This is a genomic window from Sphingopyxis sp. 22461 (genome assembly GCF_052044915.1).
In the GTDB taxonomy this organism is placed as follows: Bacteria; Pseudomonadota; Alphaproteobacteria; order Sphingomonadales; family Sphingomonadaceae; genus Sphingopyxis.
In genome coordinates this window covers 231,512-251,094 of record NZ_JBQENY010000001.1, presented here as the reverse complement: position 1 = coordinate 251,094, position 19,583 = coordinate 231,512, and the positions used below count along the sequence as shown (strand labels likewise).

General features: G+C 63.6%; 18 protein-coding genes, 1 tRNA gene and 1 pseudogene. 6 read left to right on the top strand and 14 right to left on the bottom strand.

Annotation, left to right across the window (positions count from 1 at the left end; translation table 11 throughout):
- Window positions 1-70 precede the first annotated feature (70 nt).
- Window positions 71-694, top strand: a complete 624-nt coding sequence (locus tag ACTJI5_RS01235; protein WP_440859119.1) for a phosphatase PAP2 family protein — start codon at window positions 71-73, stop codon at window positions 692-694.
- A gap of 74 nt (window positions 695-768) precedes the next feature.
- Window positions 769-2,103, top strand: a complete 1,335-nt coding sequence (locus ACTJI5_RS01230; protein ID WP_439512299.1) for a Xaa-Pro dipeptidase — start codon at window positions 769-771, stop codon at window positions 2,101-2,103.
- A gap of 4 nt (window positions 2,104-2,107) precedes the next feature.
- Here the strand turns inward: ACTJI5_RS01230 and ACTJI5_RS01225 are convergent, their stop codons facing one another.
- Together ACTJI5_RS01225 and ACTJI5_RS01220 are read right to left on the bottom strand one after the other, a co-directional pair.
- A complete protein-coding gene (locus tag ACTJI5_RS01225) occupies window positions 2,108-2,887 on the bottom strand; it encodes a tyrosine-protein phosphatase (protein WP_058538628.1) in 780 nt (259 codons plus the stop codon).
- Window positions 2,888-2,889: 2 nt separating this feature from the next.
- Entirely contained in the window at window positions 2,890-3,693 is an 804-nt protein-coding gene (locus ACTJI5_RS01220) for a crotonase/enoyl-CoA hydratase family protein (RefSeq protein ID WP_192645576.1), read from the bottom strand.
- A gap of 51 nt (window positions 3,694-3,744) precedes the next feature.
- Between ACTJI5_RS01220 and ACTJI5_RS01215 the strand changes: the two genes are divergently transcribed.
- Window positions 3,745-4,884: an acyl-CoA dehydrogenase family protein gene (locus tag ACTJI5_RS01215; protein WP_440859118.1), complete on the top strand. Its 1,140-nt coding sequence runs from the start codon at window positions 3,745-3,747 to the stop codon at window positions 4,882-4,884.
- Window positions 4,881-5,582 carry an acyl-CoA dehydrogenase family protein gene (locus ACTJI5_RS01210; RefSeq protein WP_439512296.1) on the top strand — a complete coding sequence of 234 codons (702 nt, stop codon included), beginning with the start codon at window positions 4,881-4,883 and terminating at the stop codon, window positions 5,580-5,582. The genes ACTJI5_RS01215 and ACTJI5_RS01210 overlap by 4 nt, the downstream gene beginning before the upstream one ends.
- A 4-nt stretch (window positions 5,583-5,586) precedes the next feature.
- Here the strand turns inward: ACTJI5_RS01210 and ACTJI5_RS01205 are convergent, their stop codons facing one another.
- The 6 genes from ACTJI5_RS01205 to ACTJI5_RS01180 form a co-directional block, all read right to left on the bottom strand.
- The gene (locus tag ACTJI5_RS01205; protein WP_440859117.1) at window positions 5,587-6,717 is read right to left on the bottom strand and encodes a CaiB/BaiF CoA transferase family protein; all 1,131 of its coding nucleotides are present in this window, start codon (window positions 6,715-6,717) and stop codon (window positions 5,587-5,589) included.
- Between the two features lie 16 nt (window positions 6,718-6,733).
- Window positions 6,734-7,984 carry an acetyl-CoA C-acetyltransferase gene (locus ACTJI5_RS01200; RefSeq protein ID WP_058538572.1) on the bottom strand — a complete coding sequence of 417 codons (1,251 nt, stop codon included), beginning with the start codon at window positions 7,982-7,984 and terminating at the stop codon, window positions 6,734-6,736.
- A 56-nt stretch (window positions 7,985-8,040) separates the two neighbouring features.
- The gene (locus ACTJI5_RS01195; protein WP_310253489.1) at window positions 8,041-8,823 is read right to left on the bottom strand and encodes an SDR family NAD(P)-dependent oxidoreductase; all 783 of its coding nucleotides are present in this window, start codon (window positions 8,821-8,823) and stop codon (window positions 8,041-8,043) included.
- 13 nt (window positions 8,824-8,836) lie between these two features.
- The gene (locus tag ACTJI5_RS01190; protein ID WP_440859116.1) at window positions 8,837-10,042 is read right to left on the bottom strand and encodes an acyl-CoA dehydrogenase family protein; all 1,206 of its coding nucleotides are present in this window, start codon (window positions 10,040-10,042) and stop codon (window positions 8,837-8,839) included.
- Window positions 10,039-11,133, bottom strand: a complete 1,095-nt coding sequence (locus ACTJI5_RS01185; protein ID WP_440859115.1) for an acyl-CoA dehydrogenase family protein — start codon at window positions 11,131-11,133, stop codon at window positions 10,039-10,041. The genes ACTJI5_RS01190 and ACTJI5_RS01185 overlap by 4 nt, the downstream gene beginning before the upstream one ends.
- 110 nt (window positions 11,134-11,243) lie before the next feature.
- Window positions 11,244-12,425, bottom strand: a complete 1,182-nt coding sequence (locus ACTJI5_RS01180) for an acyl-CoA dehydrogenase family protein (protein WP_440859114.1) — start codon at window positions 12,423-12,425, stop codon at window positions 11,244-11,246.
- A 119-nt stretch (window positions 12,426-12,544) separates the two neighbouring features.
- Between ACTJI5_RS01180 and ACTJI5_RS01175 the strand changes: the two genes are divergently transcribed.
- Both ACTJI5_RS01175 and ACTJI5_RS01170 read left to right on the top strand, forming a co-directional pair.
- Complete coding sequence (locus ACTJI5_RS01175) at window positions 12,545-13,525, top strand: NAD(P)H-dependent flavin oxidoreductase (RefSeq protein WP_310253481.1); 981 nt, start codon at window positions 12,545-12,547, stop codon at window positions 13,523-13,525.
- Between the two features lie 113 nt (window positions 13,526-13,638).
- Entirely contained in the window at window positions 13,639-14,730 is a 1,092-nt protein-coding gene (locus ACTJI5_RS01170) for a flavin reductase (protein WP_440859113.1), read from the top strand.
- A 1-nt stretch (window position 14,731) separates the two neighbouring features.
- On the opposite strand, the gene ACTJI5_RS01165 is transcribed toward ACTJI5_RS01170, so the two are convergent.
- The 6 genes and pseudogenes from ACTJI5_RS01165 to ACTJI5_RS01140 all read right to left on the bottom strand — a co-directional run bounded on the left by ACTJI5_RS01165 (window position 14,732) and on the right by ACTJI5_RS01140 (window position 19,532).
- Window positions 14,732-14,821 (bottom strand) — tRNA-Ser (locus ACTJI5_RS01165).
- A gap of 25 nt (window positions 14,822-14,846) precedes the next feature.
- Entirely contained in the window at window positions 14,847-15,959 is a 1,113-nt protein-coding gene (locus ACTJI5_RS01160; RefSeq protein ID WP_440859112.1) for a phage integrase, read from the bottom strand.
- Window positions 15,960-15,979: 20 nt separating this feature from the next.
- Window positions 15,980-16,132: pseudogene (locus ACTJI5_RS01155) on the bottom strand (hypothetical protein); the annotation flags it as partial.
- 63 nt (window positions 16,133-16,195) lie between these two features.
- Entirely contained in the window at window positions 16,196-16,627 is a 432-nt protein-coding gene (locus tag ACTJI5_RS01150) for a hypothetical protein (RefSeq protein WP_440859111.1), read from the bottom strand.
- Between the two features lie 72 nt (window positions 16,628-16,699).
- The gene (locus tag ACTJI5_RS01145; protein ID WP_440859110.1) at window positions 16,700-17,005 is read right to left on the bottom strand and encodes a hypothetical protein; all 306 of its coding nucleotides are present in this window, start codon (window positions 17,003-17,005) and stop codon (window positions 16,700-16,702) included.
- A 307-nt stretch (window positions 17,006-17,312) separates the two neighbouring features.
- Window positions 17,313-19,532 carry a bifunctional DNA primase/polymerase gene (locus tag ACTJI5_RS01140; RefSeq protein WP_440859109.1) on the bottom strand — a complete coding sequence of 740 codons (2,220 nt, stop codon included), beginning with the start codon at window positions 19,530-19,532 and terminating at the stop codon, window positions 17,313-17,315.
- Window positions 19,533-19,583 lie beyond the last annotated feature (51 nt).

The window sequence follows — 19,583 nt, the reverse complement described above, 5'->3', positions numbered from 1 at the left end:
GAAAGCGGGAACCCAGCGAGCGGACGTTGCAACTGGGTTCCCGCTTTCGCGGAAATGACGAAGGAACAAGATGATAACCGAAGGCAACCGACTACCCGCCATCGCAGCCGCGCTCCTCGCCGCCGTCATCCTGCTCGGCCTCACAGTCGGTGCCGGATGGACGCAGGCGGCCGACTGGCAAATCTCGCACAGCCTCGCGATCCGCGTCGACGAACGCGACCCCGCCTTCATATCCTTCATGCAGGCCGCAAGCTGGATCGGCGGGGGCACGCCGCGCTGGATCATCGTCATCCTGCTGTGCGGGCTCGTCTGGCACTGGTGCGGCCCGCGCTGCGCCGTCGCGCTCGGCGGCGCGTCGCTGCTCTCGAACCTTGCCTCCAGCCTGATGAAGCTCGGCTTCGGCCGCGCGCGGCCCGACCTGATCGATCACCTCGACCATCAGACAAGCTATTCCTACCCCAGCGGCCACGCGACGAGCGCTGCGGCCGTCTATCTGCTCCTCGCCTGGCTCGCGCCGCCGCGCTGGCGCCCCTATGCCTGGACGCTCGCGGCGGCGATGATCATCCTCAATGGCTTCTCGCGCATCATGCTCGGCGTCCATTGGGCGAGCGACATCGCCGGCGGCACGATGCTCGGCACCGCCTTCGCGCTGCTTGGCGCCTGGTGGGTGGCAAGGCACAGGGCGGCCGCCTGACGCATTTTCCGCTGTCCTATTTTGCGGCGGTTTGCCATCACGATAGCCGGGCACCAACAACGGGCGGGGTAAACATGCAATCGCGAGTGAAGTTAGGCAGTTTTCTGCGGGGAATCGCTTTGGGCTCGACGGCGCTTTTTGCCGCGTCAATCGCCCCTGCAAAGGCACAGGACACGGCCGGACAGACCGTCATCACCGCCGCGCGCTATATCGACGTGCTGACCGGCAAGACGGTCGAGTTTCCCGCGATCTTCGTCGGCGCCGACGGCCGCATCACGAACATCGCCGACGCGCGTACCGTGCGCTGGGGGTCGAACGTCAAACATATCGACCTCGGAGACAAGACGCTCGTCCCGGGCCTGATCGACATGCATGTCCATCTCGACGGTCCCGCCGACATCGGCGGCTATCGCGGACTCGAGTTCACCGACAGCTTCTGGGGCATGACCGCGGTCAAAAATGCGAACGACATGCTCGGCGCGGGCTTCACCACCGTGCGCAATGTCGGGTCGGACAACCGCAACGATATCGGGCTGAAGCAGGCGATCGACGCGGGCTATGCAACAGGGCCGCGCATCGTCCCCGCGGGCTACGCGCTCGGCGCGACCGGCGGGCATTGCGACAGCACCTTCCTGCCGCCCAGCCTCGAAAAGAAGGACGGCAAGGAAGAGGGGATCGGCGACACGCCCGAGGAACTGCGCTTTCAGGTTCGCCGCCAGCGCAAATATGGCGCCGAGGTGATCAAGGTTTGCGCCACCGGCGGCGTCTTTTCGCGCAACACCGAACCCGGCCAGTTACAGGTCTCCGAAAAGGAACTCGCCGCGATCGCCGACGAGGCGCATCAATGGGGCCTTCGCGTCGCCGCGCACGCACATGGTGCCTCGGGCATCCGCGCCGCGATCGCCGCGGGCATCGACACGATCGAGCATGTCAGCCTCGTCGACGACGAAGGCATCCGCATGGCGCTCGCGCGCAAGCAGCCGGTGTGGTTCTCGATGGACATCTACAACACCGAATATACGCAGGCCGAAGGCGCGAAGAATGGTGTGCTCGAGGATAATCTGCGCAAGGACCGCGAAGTTGCGCAGATCCAGCGCGACAATTTCCGCAAAGCCGTGAAGGCCGGCGTGCGCATGGTGTTCGGTTCCGATGCGGGCGTGATGCCGCACGGGCAGGTCGGCGGGCAGTTCCGCGTCATGGTCGAATATGGAATGACCCCGCTACAGGCGATCCAGGCCGCGACGAAGAACGCCGCCGAGGCGCTGGGCCGCGAGAAGGATGTCGGCGCGATCGCGATCGGGCGCTACGCCGATATCGTCGCGGTCGACGGCAATCCGCTGACCGACGTGCGCCAGCTCGAAAGCGTCGACGCGGTGGTGAAGGGCGGGGTGCTCGTCAGGGGCAAATAGGCCCCTACAGCACCAGCCGGTCGACGATCGCCTCGCGCATTTCGGGGGTGAAGTTCAGCACCGCCTCGGCATAGGTCGGGATATCGCCATGGTCGCGCCGCACCGTGGCGAGCGCGGCGTCGAGATAGGCGGGGTTGACCGACATCAAAGCGCGGATCGCATCGTCGTGGATTTCGGCGCCGTAACGCGAACGGATATGCGCCGCGCCCTGCGCGATGCGTTCCTCGATCTTGCCCGCGGTGTTGGTGAGGAGATAATCCTGCATCAGATCGTCCTCATGCACCCCGAGCAGCCGGTGGACGATCGCGACGGCAAAGCCGGTGCGGTCCTTGCCCGCAACGCAGTGGACAAGGCTGGGCGCGTCATATTCGGCGAGCGCCGCCAGATAGAGCCGCAGCGTCGCGACGAGCGCGGGGCGATAGGGCATGCCCGCATAGGTATCGATCATCCGCTCGCGCGCCGTCTCGACATCGATCGTGCCGCCCGCCGCCTGCAGATGCGGTGCGAGGCCCGCGGTTACGCCGCCCGCGAACAGCACGCGCGCCGAGAAAGTCTCGGAGCGCCGGCACGGATGCAACTCGCGCTCGTCATCGCCGCGCAAGTCGATCACCGTCTCGAGCCCGAGCGCATCGAGTGCGTCCAGATCATCGTCGGTCGCTGCCTCATGGTGCGCCGAGCGCCACAGCGTCCCGTCGCGCAGCCGCCCGCCGCCCTCGACGGCATAGCCGCCATAATCGCGGAAATTGTGGACGCCGGCCAGTGGCAGGACTCGCTCGGCAATCATCATCATTCTCCTGTAAACACCGGGGGACGCTTTTCGACGAAAGCATTGATCGCCTCGCGGTTATCCGCGGTTTCGTGGACGATCGCCTGATAGGCTGCACTCAGTTCCAAAATATCGCTCATCCGGCTGTGCTGCGCTTCGCGCAGCAGGCGTTTCGTCAGGCGCAGCGCGCGGGGCGGGTTGCAGACGATCCGCTCGGCAATGGCGATTGCACGGTCGAGCAGTTCCGCATCGGGCACGACGTCCGTGACCAGACCATATTCCTTTGCCTGTGCCGCGTCAAAGCGGTCGCCGGTCAGGAACAGTTCTGCGGCACGCGGATAACCGAGTATCTTCTGGAGCAACCACGCCCCGCCGTCGCCGGGAACGATCCCGACCTTGATAAAGCTGCACGCGAATTTCGCGCTCTCGGCGGCGATGCGGATGTCGCAGGTGCAGGCCAGGTCGGCGCCAAGGCCGATCGCATGGCCGTTGACCGCGGCGATCATCGGCACCTCGCAATCCATCAGCGCGCGGATCACCGCCTGCACGCCCTTGCGGTAGTTGGCGCGGGTGGAATCGGGCTGGTCGAGCACACCGATGCCGGTGCGGTCCTGCATGCCTTTCAAATTCCCGCCGGCGCTGAACGCCTTGCCGCTGCCGGTCAGGATGATCGCGCTGACGCTGCGGTCGTCGCCGAGGGTGCGCAGCGTGTCGATGATGTCCTGGCAATCTTCGTGGGTGCCGATCGCATTCATGCTCTCGGGCTTGATCATCGTCAGGATCGCGATCTTGCCCCGCCGCTCGACACTCAGAAATTCGCCCATCTTCAATTATCCTTTGCTGACTAACCAAAGCTATTGCATGGCTGGTGCGACATGCAAGGCTTTGCGCTCTATCCGTTCGATCCACCCGGCGACATTGCCGCACTGCGCGCCGATTTGCGGGCATGGCTTGCGGTGAACCAGCCGCGGGGTGACGTGGTTTCCCGGGCGAACTGCTGGGCGAGTTTTGACCCCGAGTTCAGCCGTGCGCTCGGCGCGGCGGGGTACATCGGCATGACCTTGCCGGCGCAGTACGGCGGCGGTGACCGGCATCCGCTCGAGCGCTATGTCGTGATCGAGGAATTGCTGGCGGCGGGCGCCCCGGTCGGAGCGCACTGGATCGCTGATCGCCAGACCGGGCCGCTGATCCTGCGCTATGGCAGCGAGGAACAGCGGCAGCGCTACCTGCCGGGAATTGCGGCGGGCGAGCTTTATGCGTGCATCGGCCTGTCCGAACCCGGCGCGGGCTCGGACCTGGCTGCCGTACGAACGACTGCGCGCGAAACTGCCGAGGGCTGGCGCATCAACGGCCAGAAAATCTGGACCACCGGCGCGCATTTCTCGCACATCATGCTCGCGCTCGTCCGCACCGACGAGGGCAGCGAGCGCAACGCCGGGCTCAGCCAGCTGCTGATCGACCTCGACACCCCCGGCATCACGATCCGCCCGATCATCGACATGGCGGGCCATCACGATTTCAACGAGGTTTTTTTCGACGACGCGCTGGTGCCGCATGGCGCATTGGTCGGCGAGCGCGGGCAGGGGTGGAAACAGGTCACCGCCGAACTCGGCCTCGAGCGTTCGGGCCCCGAACGCTATCTGTCAAGCCACGCACTGCTCGTCGCGCTGATCGATGCGGCGGGCGCCGAACCTGATCCAGCGATTGCCGCGTTGATCGGCGAACTCACCGCCGAGATGTGGACGCTGCGCCAACTCTCGATGTCGACCGCGGCGAAGCTCGCGGCGGGCGAAGACCCGATGGTCGAAGCGTCGGTGGTCAAGGAACTCGGCAATGCCTTCGAACAGGACATGCCGCGCCGCGTGCAGGCGATCGTGACAAGCGGTTGGGACGATGAAGATGATCTTGCGAAGCTTCTTCGCGCGCTGCTTATTGCGTCGCCCAGCTTCTCGCTGCGCGGCGGAACGCGCGAGGTGATCCGCGGGATCATCGCACGCGGATTGGGCCTCCGGTGAGCGCGGCGCACGACATGCTGTGCGATACCGCGCGCGCAGTCTTCGCGGAGGCCGCGACGGCGGGGATCGCTCCGGTCGAGGAAGCGGGCTTTGGCCTGCTGCTTGTTCCCGAAGAGGATGGCGGTTTCGGCGGCGACTGGGGCGACGCGAATGCGGTGCTGCAAATCGCCGGTGTGGTCGTGCCCGATCTCCCGGTTGCCGAACTGATCGCCGGCGAAGCGTATCAGCCCGCGGCGACGGTGAGCCTGATGGCCGGTGCGATGGGGCAGGCGCTTGCGCTCTCGATCGAGCATGTGAACACACGCCAGCAGTTCGGCCGCCCGCTCGGCAAGTTCCAAGCGGTCCAGCAATCGCTCGCGGTGATGGCGTGCGAAGTGCGCGCGGTCGAAGCCGCCGCTGCGGCGCTGGCGACACGCCTCGATGCGATGAGCCTCGATCCGTCAGCCGCCGATTTCGAAATCGCGGCAGCGAAGCTCCGTGCCAATCGCGCCGTCGGCGTGGTCACCGCGATTGCGCATCAGGTGCACGGTGCGATCGGCTTTACCGAGGAATATGACCTGCACCGCGTGACGGTGCCGCTGATGCGCTGGCGCGGGGCGCACGGAAACGACGCCTATTGGGCGGCGCGGCTGGGCCGTCAGGTTGCCACCCTTGGCGGGCGCGGCCTCTGGGAAGCGATGACCGCGCGCGGCGCTTGAACAATCAGCGCAGCGCGCCACCTTCGCGGAGCGCGGCAATCCTGTCTGCATCATAACCCAGACCCGCCAGCACGGCGTCGCCATCAGCGCCGACTGCCGGTGCCGGCCGCGGCGTGTCGTTGACCGTTGCCGAATAGCGCGGGGCAGGGGCGGGCTGAACCGCGCCGCCGACGGTCAGGAAGGTTTCGCGCTCGACATTGTGCGGATGCTGCGGCGCTTCGCTCAGCGACAGGATCGGCGCGAAGCAGACATCGGTCATTTCCATAATTGCGCACCATTCGTCGCGCGTTTTGGTCTTGAACAGGGCGGTCAGCTTTTCCTTGAGTGGACCCCATTTCGACGGGTCGAGTTGGGCGTCGAAATCGGCATCGTCGGTCAGCCCGGTCTTCTCACGCAGCAGCGCATAGAATTGCGGCTCGATCGACCCGATCGAGATATACTTGCCATCGGAACAGACATAGCTGTCATAGAAATGCGCCGCGCCGTCGAGCATGTTGACCCCGGCTTCGTCCTTGAGCCGACCCGCGGCGTGGAAGCCCCACGTCATACCGGCAAGCAACGCCGAGCCGTCGGTCATCGCGCAGTCGATCACCTGGCCCTCGCCGGTCTTGGCGGCGTGAACGAGCGCGCTCGACATGCCGAACGCGAGCATCATCCCGCCGCCGCCGAAATCGCCGACATAATTGACCGGCGGGACGGGCTTTTCGCCCGCGCGCCCGATGCCGTGGAGCACACCCGACAGCGAGATATAGTTGATGTCGTGTCCCGCCGCCTGGGCATAGGGGCCGAACTGGCCCCAGCCGGTCATGCGCCCGTAAACGAGCTTCGGATTGTCCGCGAGCAACACCTCCGGACCGAGCCCGAGCCGCTCCATCACGCCGGGGCGATACCCCTCGATGATCCCGTCGGCGCTTTTGCAGAGTTCGCGCGCGATCTGCACCGCCGCGGGATTTTTCATGTCGAGCGCGATCGACGTGCGATTGCGGCTCAGCGGGTCGCGCGGGTCCATGAAACCGCCGGGGCGATCGATACGGATCACCTCGGCGCCATGGTCGGCGAGCATCATGCCGCAAAAGGGGCCGGGACCGATGCCGGCAAATTCGATGATCCTGATACCCTTCAGCGGCCCGGACATGATGCTCTCCTGTTCCTCAGATACGTTCGATGATGATCGCGGGTGCCATGCCGCCCGCGGCGCACATGGTGACGAGGCCATAGCGGCCGCCCGAGCGTTCGAGCTCGTCGAGCGCGGTGCCGATCAGGATCGAGCCGGTCGCGCCGATCGGATGGCCGAGCGCCATCGCGCCGCCGTTGATGTTCACCTTTTCGCGGTCGAGAGCGAGGTCGCGGATGAACTTCTCGGCGACGACCGAGAAGGCTTCGTTGATTTCCCAGACGTCGATGTCGTCCTTGGTCAGCCCGGCCTTTTCGAGCACCTTCTTTGCGGCGGGAACGGGCGCGTTGAGCATCAGCGTCGGATCGTCGCCGATATTGGCATAGGCGACGACGCGCGCGCGCGGCTTCAACCCATGCTTGTCGGCATAATCCTTCGAGGTGAGGAGCAGCGCAGCGGCACCGTCGACGACACCCGAAGAGTTGCCGGCGTGATGGAAATGCTGGATTTCGACGTCGGGATAGCGGCGATTGACCTGCTTGCGGAAGGTGAAGCCGCCGCCGAGATCGAAATCAGCGAGGCCGGTGAAGGCAGGCTTCAACGATGCAAGGCCTTCGGCAGTCGTTTCGGGCCGCGGGAATTCCTCATGGTCGAGTGCGACGCTGCCGTCGGTATTGAGCACCGGCACGACTGACTTGTTGAAACGGCCTTCCTTGATCGCGCGGTCGGCGCGCTGCTGGCTGACGAGCGCGAGCGCGTCGAGCGCCTCGCGGCTGATCCCTTCGATCGTCGCGATGGCATCGCCGCAGACGCCCTGGTGCGACTGCGGATGCAATTCGTCGAGCGCTTCGTGACCCGATCCCATCAGGCGCGGCGGCAGGCCGGCGTTCGCCTGTTCGGCAGCATAGGCGGTCGTATAGCTCATCATCTCGGTGCCGCCGGCGATGACGCAATCTTCCATGCCGCTCATCACGCTGGCCGCTGCGAAGTTCACCGAGCTGATGCCGCCGCCGCAGAAGCGGTCGAGCGTCGTGCCGCTGGCCTTGGTGTCATAACCCGCCGACAGCGCCGCCATACGGCCAAGGTCGCCGCCCTGTTTCCCGTTCTGGCTCGATGTCGACCAGACGATGTCGTCGACGGTCGCGGTGTCGAGATTGTTGCGGTCACGGATCGCAGCGAGCACCGTTGCGGCGAGATGCTGCGGGTGGAGGTGCGACAGCGCGCCTTTGCCGGGCTTGCCGATCCCGCGCGGGGTGCGGACGGCGTCGATGATATAGGCTTCGGCCATGAGAATATTCCTTTCGGTCGGGGAGTTAGCGGGGGGCCATGCGACCACCCCGAGTTTTAACGAGGGGCCATTCTGATCGCGCCGTCGAGACGCACCGCCTGGCCGTTGAAATAGGTGTTGCGAACCATCTCCATTGCGAGGCTCGCATATTCCTCGGCCTTGCCGAGGCGCTTGGGGAAGGGGACCGAGGCTTCGAGGCTCTCCTTCACCTTCGGGTTCATATTGCCGAGCAGCGGCGTTCCGAACACACCGGGCATGATCGAATTGACGCGGATGCCGAGGTCCATCAGGTCGCGCGCCATCGGCAGGACGAGGCCGTTCACCCCGGCCTTGGCCGAACCATAGATGACCTGCCCGATCTGCGCGTCCTGCGCGGCGACCGACGCGGTGAAGATGATCGCGCCACGCTCGCCGTCGTCCATCTCGGGAAGGTTCGCCATGCCCTCGGCGGCGATCGACCCGATGCGATAGCTCGCGGTCAATATGCCCGCGACGCCATAGGCATAATCCTCGGTCGGGGTGCGACGGAACGTGCCCGTTTCCTTGTCATAGGCGAGCGTCTTGCCGCGACGCGAGGTCATCGCGCAATGGACACAAACGCGCTCCTGGCCATGCGCGGCGCGCGCCTTGGCATAGCCATCGAGGACCGATTGCTCGTCGGTGATATCGACATGCACGAAGAGCCCGCCGATCGACGCCGCGACCTCTTCGCCAAGCGCGTCGTTGATGTCGAAAATAGCAACTTTCACGCCCGAAGCGGCAAGCGCTTCGGCGGTGGCGCGGCCGAGACCCGATGCGCCGCCCGTGACGACCGCTGCTAAGGTGGAATCGATTTTCATGGGCGCGCCCTCCTCAGGCCGGGATCTGGTTGAACGGGATGCCCTTGTCGGGGCGATGGTCTTGCGGCAGGCCGAGGACCTTCTCCGCAATCGTATTGAGCAAGGTCTCGTCCGATCCCCCCGCGATGCGTCCGGTGGGGGCGTTGATCCAGCTCGACGCCCAATCCTCCTTCTGCGACGCATGTTCGTCGAAAAGGAAGCCGTCGCTGCCCTGCAGGTCGAGCGCAAGCTCGGACAGCTTCTGGCGCGAGCGCACCGCGACCAGCTTGTTGAGCGAGCCTTCGGGCCCCGGCATCATCCCCGCCTGCATCATCAGCCGGGCGCGGACATTGATCGAATCGAGCCCGGCCCGCATCGCATAGTTGCGCGCGATCTGCTGCCGGATGCGGCCATCCTCGATCGCCGGGCGACCATTGAGTTGCACCGATTTCGCCAGATCGACGAACAGGTGAAGGTGCGGACCAAAGCCCGCGCTGTCGGTCGCGACATAGCGTTCGATCATCAGCGTCGCGATGGCGACCGCAAAGCCGCCGCCGACCGGTGACATGCGGTGATCGTCGGTGATCTTCACATCGTCGAAGAACACCTCGTTGACGTGGCTGTCGCCGCCCGCGAGCTTGATCGGGCGCACGGTCACGCCGGGCGCCTTCATGTCGACCCAGAAGTAAGTGAGGCCCTTGTGCTTCGGAACAGTCGGGTCGGTGCGCACGACGATGACCCCATAGTCGCTATAATGCGCCCAGCTCGTCCACACCTTCTGCCCGTTGATCTTCCACCCGTTGCCGTCGGGTTCGGCCTTGGTGCGCAGCCCCGCAAGGTCCGATCCGCCCGAGGGCTCGGAAAAGAGCTGGCACCAGATTTCCTCGCCCTGCAACGCTTTCAGCACACGTTCCTTGACGAACTCCCTGTCGCTGCCGAACTGCATCAACACGGGCACTGGCATGCCAAGCGAGATACCGAAATAGAAGCTCGGGAAGCCGTGCTTCATTTCCTCGGCGTCGAAGGTGACTTTTTCGAGATGACCGAGGCCCTGGCCGCCATATTCGACCGGCCAGTTAATCCCGGCATAACCCGCGTCGAACTTCGCCTTCTGATAGCGGCGGCCGAGCGCCAGATCATCGGCCTCGGACAGCCCTTTGCGCGCGTCGCGGCCAAAGGTCGGCGCCATCGAAGCAAGCCACGCCGCCGCCTTGGCGCGATAGGCTTCAAGATCGCTCATGCCGCTTCTCCTGCCAGCCGGTCGACGAGTATATCCTCCCAGAACAGGCTGCTGCCCTGTTCGATCGCGAGGCTGCGCGCGCGGCGCATATGAAGGTGCAGCCCGATTTCCCAGGTGACGCCGATTCCGCCATGGATCTGGATGCAATCGCGCGCCGCCGTGTCATAGGCATCGGTCGCCGACAGGCGCGCCGCCGCCGCCGCTTTGATGAAATCGGCGGCGCCTTCCCGCGCCGCGGCGTGGATGCAGTTTGCGCGCGCCAGTTCAACGAGCCCGTAGAGCTCGGCGATCCGATGCTTCACCGACTGGAAGGCGCCGATCGGCTGGCCGAACGCCTTGCGCGTCAGTGCGTAGTCGCGCGCAATTTCCATCAGCGCTTCAGCGCCACCGGTCTGTTCGTGCGCGGTCACCACGGCTTGCAACGCCAGGATATGGAGCGCCGCATTGCGCGCGGCGCCGCCGGCGGCGAGCTTTTCGGCCGGCGCTCCCGAAAAGCTGAGGTCCGCAATCAAACGACTATTATCGAAGCTTGCGACAGCCGAGCGCTGAACGCCGGCCAGATCGACGAGCGCGAGCACCGGTATATCCGAGCCATTCGCAAGGACGACCGCGACGTCGGCCGCCAATCCGGCCGAAACGCTGCGCGCCGTGCCTTCTAGCCGGTCGCCGGCAAAGGTCACATCGGGCTGGCGGGGAAGGGCATCCGGACCCGCCGCAAAAGCGATCGCACCGATCGTTTCGCCGCTCGCGAGCCCCGGAAGCCAGCGCGCCTTTTGCGCGTCGGAACCGAAAAGCTCGATCGCTTTCGCCGCGCCGAAACTTGATGTCAGGAACGGCGCGCCGCTGATGCTGCGCCCCGCCTGATGCGCGATCAATCCCAGCTCGATCAGGCCAAGGCCCAGCCCACCATCGGCTTCAGGAAGCGCGAGCGCGGTCCAGCCCTGTTCCTTCGCGGTGTCCCAGAAGGGGCGATGATATTCGCCGACCGCTTCGAGCAGCGGCAGGAGCGCGTCCTTGCTGACCCGTGCTTCCAGAACGCGCCGCGACTCGGTCGCGATCGCTTGCTGCCCTTCGTCGTAGAGGATGGTCATGCGCGCACCCGTCCTTCTCCCATTATCTCGTTGCGGCCAGTGAACCGGACGTTGACGTAAACGTCAAGCACTTTGACGCTACGCTTTCAGCCCCGCAACTGACGGCCGTGTCAGGCGAGCGCGGCCTTCCAGTCGCGGCGGATTTTCTTCGCGAGGCTCCATTTGTGGACCTCGGTCGGGCCGTCATAGATGCGGAACGCCCGGACTTCGCGGAATACCTGCTCAACGATCGTCTTGTCGGTGACACCGGTGCCGCCCATCACCTGGACGCATCGGTCAGCGATGCGCATCAGCGCTTCCGATACCGCCACCTTCGCCATCGAGCTTTCGACGGTGCCGAGCGATCCGGTGTCGAGAACGCCCGCGCACCAGTCGATCATCAGTTCGGCCTGTTTCAGGTCGATCATATTTTCGGCGAGCATGAAGCCGACGCCCTCATGGTCGATCAGCGGCTTGCCGAACGCCTCACGGCGATTAGCATAGTCCGTCGCGATCTCGTGCGCACGGATGCACGCGCCGAGCCAGCGCATGCAGTGCGACAGGCGGGCGGGGGACAGGCGAACCTGCGCGTAACGAAAGCCTTCGCCGGCCTCGCCCAGCATCTGGTCGGCGGGCACGCGCAGATTGTCGATCGTCAGTGTCGCATGGCCGCCGGGCATCGAGCTGTCGATCGTATTCGGCACATCGTCGATGCGGATCGCGGGGTCGGGCAGGTCGACGAGGAACATGCACGCGCCCTGTTCGGATTTCGCCATCACGATCCCGACGCGCGCGCCCTGCGCGCCGGTGATGAAGGTCTTGCGGCCGTTCACCACCCAATGATTGCCGTCGAGGCGGCACGTCGTCTTCATCATCGACGGGTCGGACCCCGCGCCGCCGTCTTCGGCGGGCTCGGTCATGAAGAAGGCCGAGCGGACGCGCCCCTCGACCATCGGCTTCAGGAAACGCGCCTTGAGTTCGGCGCTCCCTTCCTTGCCGAGCAGATACATATTTCCCTCGTCGGGCGCCATCGTGTTGCAAGCGAGCGGGCCGAGCGGCGACAGGCCGCTCTTTATGAGCACCACTGCGGTTTCGCGCTGGTTGAGGTGGCTGCCATCGTCGAAGATATGCGGGGTCAGCACGCCCGCCGCACGCGCATGGTCGCGCATTTCCATTACCAATTCGTCGGTTGGTGCGCCATGATGGTCGCGGCGCGGATCACTTTCGTACGGGACCACGATTTCGCGCACGAAGATTTCGACCTTTGCGGCGATGGCCAGCGCCCGATCCGATATGCCTTCGCCCGCCGTCATTCCGATTCCCTTCGTTATCTAACTATTACCTTAGTCAACCCGACGTTGACGTAAGCGTCAAGTTATTTCATGGACCGGAGCGAAGATGCCGTAAGGGCAGTATCGCGCAGGAGATCGAAATGGCTTTCAAAACACGCATCACCGAAATGCTGGGCATCGAGCATCCGATCGTCCAGGGCGGGATGCAAAGCGTCGGCTACGCCGAACTGGCAAGCGCGGTGTCGAACGCGGGCGGCCTTGGCATCATCACCGCACTGACGCAGGCGAGCCCCGATGCGCTGCGCGAGGAAATCGAAAAGTGCCGGTCGATGACCGACAAACCTTTTGGCGTGAATATGACCGTCTTCCCGACGATCAACGCCCCCGATTACAAAGCCTATGCCCAAGCGATCATCGACGGCGGCGTCAAGATCGTCGAGACGGCGGGCACACAGGCGGTACGCGAAATCTGGGAAATGCTGAAACCGCACGGCGTCACGATCCTCCATAAATGCACCGCGGTGCGCCACGCGCTGTCGGCCGAGCGCGCGGGCTGCGACATCATCTCTATCGACGGCTTCGAATGCGCGGGTCATCCGGGCGAGGACGATATCCCCGGCCTGATCCTGATCCCCGCCGCCGCCGACAAGGTGAAGATCCCGATGCTCGCGTCGGGCGGCTTCGGCGATGGTCGCGGCCTCGTCGCGGCGCTGTCGCTGGGCGCCGAGGGCATCAACATGGGCACGCGCTTCTGCGCGACGGTCGAGGCGCCCATCCACGACAATGTGAAGCAGGCCTACGTCGACAATGACGAACGCGGCAGCTTTCTGATCTTCCGCAGCCTCAAGAACACCGCGCGCGTCGGCAAGAGCGACGTGAGCGAAGAAGTGGTGCGCCGCCTTGCGGTGCCCGACGCCACCTTCGCCGACGTCGCCGAACTGGTGAACGGCAAGGCAGGCCGCGAATTGCTCGAGACCGGCGACCTGACGAAAGGCGTGTTCTGGGCCGGCATGGTACAGGGACTGATCCACGATATTCCGACATGCCAGCAACTCATCGACCGCATCATCGCCGAGGCCGACGCGATCGTCGACCAGCGGCTGGCATCGATGCGAGCGTAATTCGCCCGGCACGCTGGCGCGGCGCGGCGGCTTTCGATATNTCCGATTCTTCGCAACTTGATCACATCGAAAGCCGCCGGCGCCCGCGCCCGCCGGCGCGGCAAGGGGGACGTTTGAGTCTCATCGAATATAAGGGTTTCGGCGGCGTCCCTCTGTCGGCCGACATGCTGGGCGACGAAAACGATCCCGCCGTGCTGCTCATTCCCGACGTCGGACAGGGCCGCGCCGCGTGGCGCGGCGTCGCCGACGCGCTGGTGCTTTCGGGGCGCCGCGTCGTCAACCTCGACCTGCGCGAAACGAGCGAAGCGGACGGACTGGCGCCGCATATCGAGGATCTGCGCGCGGTGCTCGCGCAAATGGGTTCACGTCCAGTCGTCGTGACCGCCGGGCGCGGCGGATGGATCGCGACGCGCGCGCTGGCGCTCGATGGCGCCCTCCTCGCTGCCGGGTTGGTGCTGGTGGACATGCCGGTCGACGAGGACGCAAACGCAAACGACGTGCCCGCGCGGCTGGCGGTCCCGGCGCTCGTCGTCCGCGGCGGCTTTTCTCCCGCGCAGTGCAGCGCGGTCAGCGACACGTTCAACACCGCGCTGCCCATGGGCGAGAGCGTCGACATCAACGAATGCGACCTCGAACTCGCGTCCGACCGCAAGGAAGCCTTGCTCGGCCAGCTGCTCGAATTCCTCGAACGGCGCCAGCCGCGCGAAGCGATGGAGTTCCAGGCCGGATCGGACCCGCGCACCCTGCGCGACGCGATGGGCTGCTTCGCCACCGGTATCACGATCGTCACGGCGCTCGACGCCGCGGGAATGCCAGTTGGCCTCACCGCCAACAGCTTCACCTCGGTCTCGCTCGACCCGCCGCTCTTGCTCGTGTGCATTGCCAACACGGCGGGAACCGCGCCCGCGCTCCGCGAGGCCGAACATTTCGGCGTGAATGTCCTGCAGATCGGCCAGCAGCCAACGTCGAACCGCTTTGCGGCAAAGGGCGAGGACCGTTTCGCCAACCAGCCGTGGGCGCCCGGCCAGACCGGCGTGCCGCTACTCGGCAGCTCGCTCGTCTCGTTCGAATGCCAGCACGAATCGCTGCACGAGGCGGGGGATCATTTCATCCTGGTTGGCAGGGTGGTGCGCGCACAATTCGAACCGCACCGCGATCCTTTGCTCTATTTTCGCGGGAAGTACCGGCGACTGCATTTTGCCTGACTGGCGGACAGGGTGGGATTCGAACCCACGGTGAGCTTGCACCCACGGCGGTTTTCAAGACCGCTGCCTTAAACCACTCGGCCACCTGTCCGCACGGCGGATTACCGCCATTTATTCTAAGCTGCGACCCGTGAAACCGCTGTGGTATGGGACACCTGCTGTGACACCCCCTTGGCAGCAACCTGCTCCTCGGCGGTGAGATATTGCAGATACTCTTCAGTCTGTCGGATTGTCGAGTGCCCCATTTCAATTTGCAGATGATAAATGTTCCCGCCGTCCCGTAGGTAGTTGATGGCGAACATATGCCGCAGATCGTGGAAGCGGAACCGGATGAACTTTTGGTGTGACACTAGCTGAGACACCACTTGCTCGTTCCATTTCTTCTCCGCGCGGAGCTGCACCTCGCGCCACATCTCGCTGACGCGCTTGTAGGCACCCCCGTTACGAGTCACGAAAACGTAACCCTCGCGGGAGTTTCGGCCGCAAAGGATCTGGTATGCTTCCTCGCAGAGGGTCACGACTCGGACCGTCCGGTTCTTGGTGACGAACAACTGGAGCTGCCGGCGATCGAGGAGGACGTTGCTCCACGTTAGCTGAGCGATCTCGTCGCGGCGTAGGCCGGTGAGGAGCGCGAAGCGACAGATCTCACCGAAGGTCGACCGCATACGGGCGAACGTGGCGTCGATCATGCCCGGGGTGGGCATCGTGAAGGGGAGCCGTTTCTCGCGGCGCGCCTTCTTCGACAGTTTGAGCACGAGATTTTCCTCAGCCCACTCCTGATCGACGGCATGCTCGAAGATGTTGGACATGACCGCAAGGTCGCGGTTGATCGTGGCGTTCGACAGGCCCTCGGACTTTCGGGCGCTCATGTATTCGGTGAGCTTCGACCGAGTGACCTCGGCCCAAGCCAGATCACCGAAGAACGGCTTCAGCATTTTGAGCGACGTCCGATAGCGGCGCCACGTCTTCGTCGAATATCCAGTTTGGTAATGCTCGATCCAGCTGGAGGCCACCTGGGCGAACGTCAGCTCGTCATACTCATGGTTCGGTGACTTCTCCGCCAACCATTTCTTGATGAGCTTGCGCGCCTCTACTGGGTCGCCTGTTCCCAGGCTCTCTCGGAGGGTATCACCCGCAACCTTGACGCGCCCATAGTAGACCCCGCCCCGGAAGAACGTGTTTGGGATTTTTTCAGCCGCGACGGGAGATGCGGATGCGGGCGGTGACATATATTCTCTTGTTCCTTGATCCACGCCCTCAGGCGCTCGACATTGAAGGTCCACTCTCCACCGATCTTCGCAGCACCGGGGATCAGCCCCCGAGCAGCCATCGACTGAAGGGTTCGGATGGATTTGCCCGTGATGAGGTGGGCTTTGGCAATCAGGCATCGCTCGATATTCATAACGTTGCCCCGATAGATCGCCGTGCCCTCTCAAAGGAACCGCCTGCGAGCAGCGAAACTAGGTTATGCGTCTGATTTCCCATGAAGCTCCTGCAGCCGAGCCTGCTCCTCGATCCGGGCGTCCATTTCGTCGAGGGCGGAACGGGAAATCAGGCCGTAGTCGAGAGGCCGCCATTCGAGACGCTCACCATCCTCCGACGGCGCCAGCATGTGGGCCTTGCACTGGATCTGGCCCGCAACACGCTGCCCGGTGTTGGGATCGTCGATCAGGTCGGCGGTCCAAGCTACGCGACAGGTCAGCAGTTGGATTTCGCCGAATGCGCCGACCGTGAGATTGAAATCCATTTCCCCACCGTAGGTCAGTTCGAACAGCAGTTCCCGCGGCAGGGGAGGGATCAAGTTGTCGGGGTCAAAACCGGCCTTGCGGACGAGCTGGTCGAGCTGCGCCTTCGGCAGCTGCTGGATGACGGCGTGCATGATGAAATCGGGAAGCATGAATTTCCTTTCGCGCGAGCGGAAACCCCGTTGCAGGTAACGGTCTCCGCGTCTGGTCTCGTGGGAGTGGGGTTAGCCGACGAGCAGTTCGGCTTCGTCGTGCAGACGGCAGAGATCGTCGATGATCTGCCGTTTCTCGGCGCCATCGCGATCGGGCTTGTCGAGATCCGTCTCGAACAAGAGCTCAAGTTTCTGGAGCACAGCGGCGAGGGAGGGGGCTTCGAGCCCGAGCAGCAGATCTTCCTGCTCCGCGATCGCACGTTCGATCGCGTCGACCTTCCCGGCCGGAGCCTGGTTCAGGCTCAAGTTCAGTTCGCGGTATTTTTCAACTGCTGCCTTCCACGCGCGTGCGGAGGCATTAAGGGGCTTCGTAGCCATCGACTCGATCCTTTCTCGATCGGTTGGTGTGTTAGGAGCCGGGCGCGGTTGCCGCCGCGTTCGGTTCCGCCTTTCAGCTAGGAGTCGGGGATTCCGAGGTCAAGTCCTAGCGAACAAAAATCCCATGATATCCTAGTTATGTTATGAATTGCCGGCATTTTGATCGTGGTCAGTAGGAGGGGGGGCGCGTTGTCTAATTGTCTTTCTGTCTACCCTCTCTTCAAAAAGTAAGGTGAAGATAGAAAAGTCCATGCAGCGCGAGGTGAGGCTGCATGGACTTTCGCATCAGCGCCTAGACGCTCAGACGTTAGACGCTGTCGTGAGCGCGTTTCAACTTCGCGAACCATTCTTCATCGCTGAGCGAGGGGACGTCGGTTTTCGTAACGTGCCAAGGCATGCTCCCCGGCCAACTGCTGCTGTGGCTGATGCCGAGCGGGAAGCCCGCAAAGCAAGACAGCATTCCCTCCGTCCGGGCATATTCTTCCCCGCGGTCCTGAGCCGTAGTCGCCGACCAGTAGTCCGCGTTGCGGATCGCCCAAAGGCTCGCCCGCGCAGGCTGCGGAATGAAGGAATGCTGCCCCCAACATCCGGGCACACGCTGCTGCTGGAAGGAGACGGCACCAACGGTCCGCAGAGCCTCCGTCAGCTTTACCTTTGTCTTCCCATGCATCGAACGGCCAAGCTGAGCTTCAATCTCGGCAAGCGTCGCGACGTCGCGCTCGAACACACCCGTGCGGAGATTGATTTCCAATTCGAGATCGCGAGCCAAATCCGTGCGGCTATCCGCGATCAGAGCCTGTTTCGCTACGGTCATCGGAGGCGGGGCGTCGGGCGAGAAGGACTCGAGATCGATGCCACCAAGGTACGACTTGATCACTCCCAGGTTGGACTGCCACCAGGCCGCAAAGTCGGCATAGTAACTGCGGTCGCGGGGCAGTGCGGGGGAATCGATGAAGAAAATCCGGCGATCAGATGCTTCGATGTGCAGGGGCACCGCCAAGTTCGTCAGCATGACGAATGATGCGACGTTGTGCCAATTCCGGTTGGGCTGATATTTCTCGTTCACCTTTACGATGTCGTTCGTGATGAACTCCTTCATCTTGTTGTAGTCGCGCAGCCCGGTTCCCAGGTTGAGCTCCTCCAGCACGATGAGAAGCGTGTTCATCAAGAATCCCTGCCACGGCCCGGTGATTTCCTCGGTAGTAGACTTCCGCACATTGTGAGACCCGAGGATATGAGCCCAGATTTCGGTGAGCATGGTCTTGCCGACCCCCTGATGCTCGCTGCGCAGCAGCAGTGCGTGACGAAGCTTTTTCCCGGGATGGCGGACGGTCCAAGCCATCATCTGAAGGAGATGTTGGCGTTCTTCGGCGCTCGGGACGAGATAGCTGATGAACTCCTCAAACGGTCCGGCATCTCCTTCGATCGCTTCAACGTCGGAGCCGCGATAAGTGTTGAGCCAGAGGAGGCCATCCTTTTCGATCACGCCGTTGCCCTTCTGAGGATCGAAAACGAAATCAAACATGCTCGGCACGAGCCGCTCGCTGAGCAGAAACTCGCCGAACTTACCTTTGACGATCAGATGAGCATGCGTATTGTTGAACCCCGGCATGTCGAGCAACTGACCGCTTTCAAGGTGGTAGAAGGCATTGGGCTTGCTGAGGTAAACCCACTTCATCGCCGCAGCGATAAACGGATCGGGGTTCTCCGAGCCTGACTTCCAACAACTGGCCAACGTGCGTTCGATCTCCGTCGCCTCGAGACCTGATGCAAAAGCGGTGCTGACGAGCGCGTCGGAATAGGCTTCCCAATCTGCGCCAGCCGCGGCAACCTTAGACGCGAGGCGGGCACCGTAGCGGAAGAGCGTGTCGTTGCGTTCACCATTCGGCGCCTCGGAAATCTTGGTTACAGCCGTGCGCTGCGTTCCAAGCAGATACGCGACGACCCCGCTGTCATGCCCCGACACGTTCGCCGCATTGAGTTCTGCCCTGCCATTGGTGGGTTTGGGCAAGTGGGTCTTCGTTGCCTTAAGCTGATCAAGCACGACGGTCGGGAGGTCCGCAAACTGTACGTTGTCCGGTGAGACCAGCCACTCGTACATTGCGCCGCTCTCATGGACCGAGCCCGCACCTACGACGTATCCTCCATCGCCGCGGATATCCAACTTAGTGCCAGCGATACGAACGGAATTGCCGACCTTGAAGCCGGGGTGCCCGAAATAATAGTGGCGCCCGCGGCCGGTGCTAACGCACGGGGTCGGGGGCAGGTCCCAGCTGTCAACGAGTGCTTGCGCTTCGGCGCTATCGACGTCCAGTACTACAATGCCGCTCGGCGCGCCGGTGACGATTGCGACGCCGAACTTGTTGGCGTCCCATGCACAGAGTTCATCCGGCGTTGCAGCCCTTTCAGCATAGGTCTTCCACGAGGCTACAGCCGGTGTCTTTCCTGCTTCCTTGACCGGGAAGGTGTGAAAGCCGAACTCGGCGGCCTCCTTAAAACGACTGGGCACAGGATTATTATTTTTCAATGCTTTACTCCAAAATTTGTTTTCTTCCCCAATCGGGAAAGGCCCATTTAG